Source organism: Hydrogenophaga sp., from assembly GCF_022844385.1.
Classification (GTDB): Bacteria; Pseudomonadota; Gammaproteobacteria; order Burkholderiales; family Burkholderiaceae_C; genus Hydrogenophaga.
In genome coordinates this window covers 1-10,321 of sequence record NZ_JALHLX010000051.1, presented here as the reverse complement: position 1 = coordinate 10,321, position 10,321 = coordinate 1, and the positions used below count along the sequence as shown (strand labels likewise).

8 protein-coding genes and 2 tRNA genes are annotated in these 10,321 nt (G+C 63.8%); 8 read left to right on the top strand and 2 right to left on the bottom strand.

Annotated features, from left to right (window positions below):
* The 5 genes from Q0C59_RS10560 to rimO form a co-directional block, all read left to right on the top strand.
* On the top strand, positions 1-576 hold a 576-nt coding region (locus Q0C59_RS10560; RefSeq protein ID WP_291214996.1), incomplete at its 5' end, for an alpha/beta hydrolase.
* A gap of 13 nt (positions 577-589) precedes the next feature.
* On the top strand, positions 590-2,908 hold the full coding sequence (locus Q0C59_RS10555) for a bifunctional (p)ppGpp synthetase/guanosine-3',5'-bis(diphosphate) 3'-pyrophosphohydrolase (protein WP_291214993.1): 2,319 nt from the start codon (positions 590-592) through the stop codon (positions 2,906-2,908).
* 47 nt (positions 2,909-2,955) lie between these two features.
* Positions 2,956-3,032: transfer RNA gene (locus Q0C59_RS10550), tRNA-Val, on the top strand.
* A 215-nt stretch (positions 3,033-3,247) separates the two neighbouring features.
* Positions 3,248-3,784: a polyhydroxyalkanoate synthesis repressor PhaR gene (gene phaR / locus Q0C59_RS10545; protein ID WP_291214990.1), complete on the top strand. Its 537-nt coding sequence runs from the start codon at positions 3,248-3,250 to the stop codon at positions 3,782-3,784.
* Positions 3,785-3,828: 44 nt separating this feature from the next.
* Positions 3,829-5,214, top strand: a complete 1,386-nt coding sequence (gene rimO / locus Q0C59_RS10540; protein ID WP_291214988.1) for a 30S ribosomal protein S12 methylthiotransferase RimO — start codon at positions 3,829-3,831, stop codon at positions 5,212-5,214.
* A 169-nt stretch (positions 5,215-5,383) separates the two neighbouring features.
* On the opposite strand, the gene Q0C59_RS10535 is transcribed toward rimO, so the two are convergent.
* A tRNA-Leu gene (locus Q0C59_RS10535) sits at positions 5,384-5,468 on the bottom strand.
* A gap of 34 nt (positions 5,469-5,502) precedes the next feature.
* Between Q0C59_RS10535 and rnr the strand changes: the two genes are divergently transcribed.
* From rnr to Q0C59_RS10520, 3 genes are all read left to right on the top strand, one after another.
* Complete coding sequence (gene rnr, locus Q0C59_RS10530; RefSeq protein ID WP_370654491.1) at positions 5,503-7,803, top strand: ribonuclease R; 2,301 nt, start codon at positions 5,503-5,505, stop codon at positions 7,801-7,803.
* Entirely contained in the window at positions 7,800-8,780 is a 981-nt protein-coding gene (locus Q0C59_RS10525; RefSeq protein ID WP_291214985.1) for a gamma-glutamyl-gamma-aminobutyrate hydrolase family protein, read from the top strand. Before rnr ends, Q0C59_RS10525 begins: the two co-directional genes overlap by 4 nt.
* Before the next feature lie 97 nt (positions 8,781-8,877).
* Entirely contained in the window at positions 8,878-9,429 is a 552-nt protein-coding gene (locus Q0C59_RS10520) for a YggT family protein (protein ID WP_291214981.1), read from the top strand.
* An 11-nt stretch (positions 9,430-9,440) separates the two neighbouring features.
* On the opposite strand, the gene Q0C59_RS10515 is transcribed toward Q0C59_RS10520, so the two are convergent.
* Positions 9,441-10,321, bottom strand: an 881-nt coding sequence (locus tag Q0C59_RS10515) for an NAD(P)H-hydrate dehydratase (RefSeq protein ID WP_291214978.1), incomplete at its 5' end; no start/stop codon positions are given.

The following is a 10,321-nucleotide window of genomic DNA, read 5'->3' as shown; positions in this document are numbered from 1 at the left end:
ACCAGCATGGGCGGTCTCATCGGAATGGCGCTCGCGGCCCAGCCGCAGATGGCCCTGCGCCGCCTCGTGCTCAACGATGTGGGACCGGTGATCCAGTGGGAAGCCTTGCAGCGCATCGGTTCCTACCTGGGGCAAAACCCATCCTTCGACAGTGAGCAGGCGGCGGTGGCTTACCTGGCTTCCATCTCCACCGGCTTCGGCCCGCACACGCCCGAGCAATGGCGAGACCTGTCGCTGCCCCTGCTGCGCGAGCGCGATGGCCGCTGGTGGTTGCACTACGACCCTGCGATTGCAACGCCCTTCAAGGCCATGACGGCCAACGCCGACGCGGCGACCGCGCAGCAGATCGTGCAGGCGGGCGAGGCCGCGCTCTGGGGATTGTTTGATGCGATCCGCGTTCCCACGCTGCTCTTGCGCGGTGCCCAATCCGATCTGCTGAGCGCCGAGACAGCGACCTTGATGACTCAGCGCGGCCCCCAGGCCCAGCTTGTCACGTTTGACGGCGTGGGCCACGCACCCACGCTGGTGGCTGCCGAGCAGGTTGCCGCTGTGCGGGGTTTCCTGTGGGCAAAATGAACTGGCCATCGGCATGAAGCGCTCATCACCCACGGATCCAACCGAGACGACCGAGACGACCGAGACGACCGAGGCAGCGCCTGCTGTGCCGTCGGCCATCGTCGCCGCCACCGCTGCGAGCCTGCCCCATCAGGCTCAAGCGCTGGTGCGAGCCAGGGCTTTTGCAGAGCCCTTGCTCGCGCATGAGGAGCTCGACACCGGCGAGAACATCCTTGCGCACGCCGATGCCGTGGCCAGTGTGCTGCGCGACATTGGCGGGTCCGAGGCCATGCAGGCTGCGGCCTACCTCGTCTATGCCTGCCAGTACCTGAACCGGCCGCAGGAGGTGATCACCAAGGCATTTGGCGAGAACTTCGCTGCGCTCGCCCTGGAGACCACCAAGCTCGTGCAGCTGCAGCGCCAGGCGCGCATCAAGACCGCCGAGGTGCAGGCCAAGAAGGAAGAAGAGCGGCTGGCGGCGCTGGACCCGGCAGCGCCAGCCCCCAACAAGGGACCGGTGTCCGAGCTCGCGGCCAGCCAGACCGAGAACGTGCGCAAGATGCTGCTGGCGTTTTCGCGCGACCTGCGCGTGGTCATGCTGCGCCTGGCCTCGCGCCTGCAGACCCTGCGCCATTACGCCGCATGCAAGGGCGATCCGGGGCAGGCCCTGGCGAGCGAGTCACTGCACGTGTTCGCGCCGCTGGCCAACCGCCTGGGTATCTGGCAGATCAAGTGGGAGATGGAAGACCTCGCGTTCCGTTTCCTGGAGCCACAGACCTACAAGGACGTGGCGCGTCTGCTGGACGAAAAGCGTGGCGAGCGCGAAGCCCATGTCGAGCAGGTGCGCCAGCAACTGGAAGACGACTTGCAGCGCCAGGGCGTGTCGGCTTCGGTGCAGGGGCGTCCCAAACACATCTACAGCATCGTCAAGAAGATGCGCGGCAAGTCGCTCGACTTTGACCAGGTGTTCGACATCCGTGCGCTGCGCGTGATCGTGCCGCAGGTGGACGACTGCTATGCGGTGCTGGCCCATGTGCACGCGCAGTTCGCACCGGTGACCGACGAGTTTGACGACTACATCGCCAAGCCCAAACCCAATGGCTACCAATCTTTGCACACGGTGGTGCGTGACGATCAAGGCCGGGCGTTCGAAATCCAGATCCGCACCCAGGCCATGCACGACCATGCAGAGCATGGTGTGGCTGCGCACTGGGCTTACAAGGAGGCGGGCGCCAAAGGCTACGCGGGCGTGTCGGCCAGCTCCGACTACGACGCCAAGATCGCCGTGCTGCGCCAGCTGCTGGCCTGGGAGCGCGACCTGAGTGGCTCGGCCCAGGGCCTGTTCGACGACCGCATCTACGTGCTCACACCCGACGCGGCGATCGTTGAATTGCCACAAGGCGCCACCGCAGTCGACTTCGCGTACACCGTGCACACCAGCCTGGGCCACCGCTGCCGCGGTGCGCGCGTGGACGGCGCCATGGTCACGCTCAACACGCCGCTGCAGAACGGCCAGACGGTGGAGATCACGGCGGCGAAGGAGGGTGGACCGTCGCGCGACTGGCTCAACGGGGAGTTGGGCTACCTGGTCAGTCACCGCGCCAAGAGCAAGGTGCGCGCGTGGTTCAACGCGCAAGCCATGGAAGAGACCATGGCGCGTGGACGCGAGGCGGTGGAGAAGCTGCTGCAGCGTGAAGGCAAGACCGCGCTGAAGCTGGACGATCTGGCCCTCGCCATGGGCTTGTCCTCAGCGCAGGAATTGTTCGAGCAAGTGGGCAAGGACGAGTTGTCGTTGCGCGCCATCGAACTGCATCTGAGGCCGCCCGACGTTGCTGCACCGGATGAGACGCCGGTGTGGCTGAAGAAGCCGCGCAAGAATTCGGGTGCTGCTGCCGGCGGAGTGCTGGTCGTGGGCGTGGACTCGCTCATGACGCAGTTGGCCAAGTGTTGCAAACCTGCGCCCCCCGATGAAATCGGTGGATTCGTCACCCGCGGCAAAGGCGTGAGCATCCACCGGGCCGATTGCACCGATTTCGCCCACCTGCAGCGCAAGAACCCGGACCGCGTGATCGACGTGCAATGGAGCGGGCAGGGCGGTTCCGGGCGGGATGGACAGTCTGCGGTCTATCCGGTGGACGTGGGCATTGAAGCTCAGGATCGGCAAGGCTTGCTGCGCGATATTTCAGACGTGTTTGCGCGCGAAAAGATGAACGTCATCGGCGTGCAGACGCAGTCGGTGAAAGGCGTGGCCTGGATGACATTCACCATCGAAGTGGCCGATGCCAGGCAGGTGGCCAGGGCCATGGCCGTGGTGGGCGATGTGTCCGGTGTGCGTGAAGTGCGTCGCCGCTGAAAACGGCCTTGCAGTGCTGCTATACTTCGCAGCTTCGAATCGTTTGTAGGCGCGTAGCTCAGCTGGTTAGAGCACCACCTTGACATGGTGGGGGTCGTTGGTTCGAGTCCAATCGCGCCTACCAAACTTTCTCCGGATGCCAGGCATCCCGCAACCAAGCCCGACCCTGAGTCGGGCTTTTTTGTGTCCTGTTCCGATGCAAGCTTTGGAAAGGCCGCGTTCGTTGGCATGCACAGGGAAAACCCATGCTGCAGGGGCGTTCAAGCGTTTCTAGAATGGACCCGCGAACCCTGTGGCGTATTCTGTGGTTCATCCGCTTCCTTCCAGAGAGATCCATCAGTGCAAAAAAACAAGGCCGAGAGTGGTAGCCAGCCCGCTGTGCGCGTCATCAAGAAGTACCCGAACCGGCGTCTCTACGATACCGACACCTCGTCGTACATCACGCTGGCCGAGGTCAAGACGCTGGTGATGGACAACGAATCCTTTGTGGTGCGAGATGCCAAGACCAACGATGACCTCACGCGCAGCATCCTGCTGCAGATCATTCTGGAAGAAGAGACTGCGGGCGTGCCGATCTTCACCGAACAGGTGCTGGCCAACATCATCCGTTTTTATGGCCACGCGATGCAGGACTTCATGGGCGCGTACCTCGAGAAGAACGTGCAGATCTTCATGGACCTGCAGCACAAGATGACCGAACAGTCCAGCGGGGCGAATCCTGAAGCCTGGAAGCAGTTCATGAATGTGCAGTCTCCCATGATGCAGGGCATGATGGGGACCTACTTGGAGCAGTCGCGCAGCGCGTTCACACAGATGCAGGAGCAGATGCAGAAGAACAGCGAGCAGATGCTGGCGGCACTCGGGCTCAAGCGGTAGGTTCGGGATCTGCGCCCTTCGGCAGGGTCTGAGACAATCGGGCGATGTCTGAAACGCTTGTCACGGTCGCCAACGCGGCCCCCAAAGTCGGATTTGTCAGCCTGGGTTGTCCCAAGGCGCTCACCGACTCCGAACTCATCCTCACACAACTGAGCGCTGAGGGTTACCAAACCTCCAAGACGTTTGCTGGTGCCGATCTGGTGATCGTCAACACCTGCGGCTTCATTGACGATGCCGTGCGCGAAAGCCTGGACACCATTGGCGAAGCCCTGGCCGAGAACGGCAAGGTCATCGTTACCGGTTGTCTGGGCGCTCGCGAAGGCGAGGGCGGCGGCAACCTGGTGCGCCAGATGCATCCGAGCGTGCTCGCTGTGACCGGACCGCACGCCACGCACGAAGTGATGACCGCGGTGCACCAGCACTTGCCCAAACCGCACGACCCTTTTGTGGATCTTGTGCCGCCCCAGGGCATCAAGCTCACGCCACGACACTATGCCTATTTGAAGATCAGCGAAGGCTGCAACCACCGCTGCACCTTCTGCATCATTCCCTCGATGCGCGGCGATCTGGTGAGCCGTCCGATCGGCGATGTGCTCACAGAAGCGCGCAAGCTGTTCGAGGCGGGCGTCAAGGAGTTGCTGGTGGTGAGCCAGGACACGTCGGCCTATGGCGTCGATGTGAAATACCGCACCGGTTTCTGGGACGGCAAGCCGGTGAAGACTCGCATGTTCGATCTGGTGCGCTCGCTTGGGGAGCTGGCCAAAGGCTATGGCGCCTGGGTACGTTTGCACTATGTGTATCCGTACCCCCATGTGGACGAGATCATTCCGCTCATGGCCGAGGGTCTGTGCCTGCCCTACCTCGACGTACCGCTGCAGCACAGCCACCCCGACGTGTTGCGCCGCATGAAGCGACCGGCCAGTGGTGAGAAGAATCTGGAGCGCATTGCCCGCTGGCGCGAGTTGTGCCCGGAGATCGTGGTGCGCAGCACTTTCATCGCAGGTTTTCCGGGCGAGACCGAGACCGAATTCGACCATCTGCTCGATTTCCTGCGCGAAGCGCGGATCGACAGGGCCGGTTGTTTCGCGTATTCACCGGTGGCCGGAGCCCTGGCCAACGAACTGCCGGATGCGGTGCCCGACGGCTTGCGTGAAGAGCGCCGTGCGCGCTTCATGGCGGTGGCCGAATCGGTGTCGGCCGACAAGCTGCAACAGCGCGTGGGCGCGACCATGCAGGTGTTGGTGGACTCGGCACCCGGCATGGGCAAGAAGGGGGGCATCGGTCGCAGCTATGCAGATGCGCCCGAGATCGACGGCGTGGTGCGTTTGCTGCCGCCCGAGAAGATCAGCAAGACGCTGAAGGTGGGTGAATTCACCAAGGCAAAGATCGTCGCGGCGCAAGGACACGACTTGTTGGCGGTTCCGATTTGATGGCGGAGACCCGCCTCTTGGTGATCCCAGGCAGCGCGGCAACCGCTCAACCATGCATGCTGCGAATTTCGCAGCATGTGATCAGCGCTTCGGCAAGCGGTCATCCGCTGGTTTGCGCTGAGACAAAAGAAAAGGGCTTGCAAACATCACGTTTGCAAGCCCTTATGATTGGTGCCCAGGAGAGGACTCGAACCTCCACGCCTCTCAGCGCTAGTACCTGAAACTAGTGCGTCTACCAATTCCGCCACCTGGGCATCTCAGGAAAAACGCAATCATAGCAGAGAAAAAGTGAACGAAAAAAACAGCCTGTTGGCCGAATATGAAGGTGTCGTCTCCGGTCATCGGGACGGCCATGGTTTTGTGGTCCGAGACGATGGACAGCCCGACATCTACCTGCCCTCCAACGAGATGCGGGCCGTGTTGCACAAGGACCGGGTCAAGGCCCGCATCGTGCGCCTGGACCGCAAGGGTCGGCCCGAGGGACGCGTGACGGAAATCGTCGAGCGCTCCGATTCCCCCATCATTGGCCGCCTGCTGCAAGAGAGCGGTGTGTGGCTGGTGGCGCCCGAAGACAAGCGCTACGGGCAGGACGTGTTGATTCCCAAAGGCGCCACCGGCTCGGCCAAGCCGGGTCAGGTGGTGGTGGTGCAACTCACCGAGCCGCCAGCACTCTACGGTCAACCCGTGGGTCGCGTGAAGGAAGTGCTGGGCGAGATCGACGATCCCGGCATGGAAATCGAGATTGCGGTGCGCAAGTATGGCGTGCCACATGAGTTCTCAGACGCCGCGATGGCGCAGGCCCGTGCGTTGCCAGACCACGTGCGCGCCGCTGATCACAAAGGCCGGGTGGATCTGCGCGACGTGCCTTTGGTCACCATCGATGGCGAGGACGCGCGCGATTTCGACGATGCGGTGTATTGCGAGCCGGCCAAGGTGGGCAAGGGCAAGGGCTGGCGTTTGCTGGTGGCGATTGCCGACGTGAGCAACTATGTGCAGACCGGCTCGGCCATCGACGTGGACGCGTACGACAGAGCCACTTCAGTGTATTTCCCGCGCCGTGTGATTCCCATGTTGCCGGAAAAGCTGTCCAACGGGCTGTGTTCGCTCAACCCTGGTGTGGAACGCCTGTGCATGGTCTGCGACATGTTGGTGAACGCCAAAGGTGAGGTGCACGCTTACCAGTTCTACCCGGCTGTGATGTTCAGCCACGCGCGCTTCACGTACACCGAAGTCGCCGCCATCCTGCAGAACACGCGCGGGCCTGAAGCGAGCCAGCGCAAGGCGCTCGTGCCTTACTTGCTCAACCTGCACGACGTGTACCGCGCTTTGCTCGCGGCGCGCGGTGAGCGCGGTGCGGTGGACTTCGAGACCACCGAGACGCAGATCGTCTGCGACGAATCGGGTCGCATCGAGAAGATCATTCCGCGCACCCGCAACGACGCCCACAAGGTGATTGAAGAGGCGATGCTGGCGGCCAACGTTTGCTCGGCGGATTTCATCAGCGAGGGCAAGCACACCGGCCTGTTCCGTGTGCACGAAGGCCCCACGCCCGAGAAGCAGGAAATTCTGCGCAACTACTTGAAGGCCATGGGTGTGTCGCAGACCATCGGCGACAACCCCAAGCCGGCCGATTTCCAGAAGATCGCTGCCGCCACGAAGGACCGACCCGAGTCGCAGCAGATCCACACCATGCTGCTGCGCTCCATGCAACAGGCGATCTACACCCCGGTCAACAGCGGCCACTTCGGCCTGGCCTTCGAGGCCTACACCCACTTCACGAGCCCGATCCGCCGCTATCCCGATTTGCTGGTGCACCGCGTGATCAAGGCCATCCTGGCCCGCAAACGTTACGAGTTGCCCGCACTGCCCACCCCGGGCGAGGCTCACGCCAAGCTGAGCAAGCGCTTGGCCAGCCGTGCCAAGCCGCTGGCGGTGGGGGAGGTCGCAAAGAAACCTTCGTTGGACACCATGGCGTGGCAGGCCGCCGGCCTGCATTGCAGCGCCAACGAGCGCCGCGCCGATGAAGCCAGTCGCGATGTGGAAGCCTGGCTCAAGTGCAAGTACATGCGCGAGCACCTCGGCGAGGAGTTCAGCGGCGTGGTGAGTTCGGTCACCAGCTTTGGCTTGTTCGTCACGCTGGATGCCATGTACGTGGAAGGTCTGGTGCACATCACGGAGCTCGGTGGAGAGTACTTCCGCTTTGACGAAGCGCGACAGGAACTGCGCGGCGAGCGCACCGGTATACGGTATGCGCTCGGCACCCGTGTGCAGGTTCAGGTGAGCCGCGTGGATCTGGACGGACGGCGCATCGACTTCCGTCTGGTGAGTGGTGACGATGATCTGGTGCTGCGCGCGATGCGCGACAAGACGGGACAAGCTGCGCCTGCAGAAGGCGTCGCTGGCGCGGGACGTGGCGGCAAAGCCCACCGCGGCCGTGCCTCCGAAGGTGCTGTGGCGGGCCGGCAGGATCGGGCGCCACGCGCACCGGTTGCGGAGGCCAAGACGGCCGGCAAGAAGGCCGCGAGCAAAAAGTCGGACCGGGGTGCTGCCCGCAGCACCGCCAACCAACCGCGCAAGAGCCGACGGTGAGCGCCCCGAAAGCCGTCAGCGCCGCGTCGAAGAAGACTTCGTCGTCTTCGGCCGCGCTGGAGGCGCCTTCAGCCAGACGGGTCAGGTCGGTCCCGCTGAAGAAGCGTGGCTCCAAGGCTGCCTCGGTGCCCACCGAGCGCCCGCTGCGCATTGGTGTGTCGGCCCGCTTGCTGTACCAGGTGCCTTCGGAGCTGGGGTTTCGCAACAAGAACCTGCAGTACATCGAGCAGTCGCTGGCGCACTGGATCATGGAGCACGGCGCCATCGCCTTCATGGTGCCCGCCGTTGCGCACGACAGCAAACACGCGGCACGCCACCTCCGGGTGGAGCATGTGGTGCAGGAACTCGATGCGCTGGTGTTGCAGGGCGGGGCCGATGTGGCGCCGCAGACCTATGGACAGGCACCGATCGACCCGCGCTGGCAGGGTGATGTGGTTCGTGACCGGTACGAGTTGGCTCTGCTCAGGACGTTTCTCGCACAGAAAAAGCCGGTGCTCGGCGTGTGCCGTGGTGCGCAACTGCTCAATGTGGCGTTTGGCGGCACGCTGTACCAGGACATCCCCACCCAGTGCCCGGCGGCCCACGCCCATGTGGACACCGATCTGTACGACCAGCTTGAACACGACGTGACCTTTCTTCAGGGCACAGCCTTGACCAAGCTTTATCCCCACGCTTCACAGCTGCGCGTGACCAGCATCCACCACCAGGCGGTGGCGGATCTGGGCAAAGGTATGGTGGTGGAGGCGGTGTCGACGTTGGACGGCTTGGTGGAGGCCATCCGCTGGACGGGAGATGCGTATGCGCGCGGGGTGCAGTGGCACCCGGAATTCCACCATGGCCGGCATGCCCTGGCCGACAGCTCGCCCATCATGCTGGACTTCCTGGAGGCTTCGCGCGAGGCGGCCATGATCCGTCTGGAAGCAGGGCTGGAGCCGGATCCACGTGTGCCCAAGCCGCCGCTGAGACTGGGTGTTTAAGCGCGGCGCGCAGCGTTCACACCGAACCGGGTCCCCCCTAAACTTCGGCCTCCACGACCTCTGATTTCCACCGTATCCCCAACCGGATCTGCACCGCATGCGCATCGTTTTTTTCCTGCTTGAAACCCTGTTCTTTTTCTTGATGGCAATGGCCTTGTTGCGCGCCTGGATGAACCACTTGCGCGTGCATATGTCGGCTCAGCCGGGGCGTTTTGCCATCGCCGTCACCGACTGGCTGGTCCAGCCGGTGCGGCGCATCCTGCCGCGTTCGATGGCGCAAAGCCGCGTCGATTGGGGCAGCCTGTTGTCGGCGGTGTTGCTGGCGCTGGCTTATGGCGGCATCTGGCTGATGCTGGCGTCCGGCGTTTCGGATCTGTCGGTATCGCCCGCCACCTGGGTTATCACGATCCTCACCATGGCGTTGCGCATTCTGGTTCGCACCGTGCTGCAAGGTCTGATGATCCTGTTGATCGGCTACGCGATCCTGTCGTGGGTGCAGCCGCACTCACCGGTGATGGCCACGCTCGACCGGCTGGTGTCGCCTTTGCTGCGTCCGATCCGCCGGGTGATTCCTTTGGTGGGGGGCGTGGACTTGTCGGTGCTGGTGCTCATCATCCTGTTGCAGGTGGGCTTGATGCTTTTGGGCTGAACTGCCGCTCTTCAGGTCATGGGATTTGCACGGCGGGCCAGTTCACTGGCAACCAGCGTGCAGTCGCCCCACTGGTCTGCCAGCCAGCCGTGTTGCAACACGGCGCCGCACACCCGGTCGAGCCCGTCCCGGTTGGATGTTTCCCGCCCCCACAAAGCGGCGCCGATCATGCCCGCCAGCACGTCGCCGGTGCCCGCCGTGGACAGCGCGGCGTTGCCGGTGGGGTTGATGCGTGGAACCTGGCTCGGAGCCGTCACCACGGTGCCCGAACCTTTGAGCACGCACACCACTTGAAAACGGTCGGCGATGGTTTGTGCCGCCAGCAGCCGGTCGGCCATGACCTGCGCCGTGCTGCAGTCCAGGAGTCGGGCAGCCTCCAGCGGGTGGGGCGTGAGCACTGTGAGCCAGCCGCGACCTTGGCGGCTGGTCAGCTGGATTTGAAGGGCTTCGTCGCTCGCCACGGCATTGAGCGCGTCGGCATCCATGACCAAGGTCATTGCAGTGGACAACAAACGGGGCACCACCGCGGCCACCGACGCGCCTCCGCCACAGCCGCAGACCACGCTGGCCTGCCGCAGCCACCCGGCGTCCATCAGTGCTGCTGGACGGCGGAACATCAGCTCCGGGCACACCGGATCCCAGGTGGTCTCGTTCGTCGAGCCGTCTTCCAGCAGACCCACGAACACCCGCCCGGCTCCCGCGTACAGCGCTGCGCGCGCCGCCAGCACCGCTGCCCCCGTCATGCCGGCGCCTTGGGCGGCAATGCCCTGGCCGCCGATCACGACCACGTCGCCAAAGCTGCCCTTGTGACTGGCATGGGCCCTGAGTGCCTTGGTCTCGCTGGGCGGCTTTCCGCCTGCCAGCAAGGCGGTCATCGGCACCGTGTTGCCAA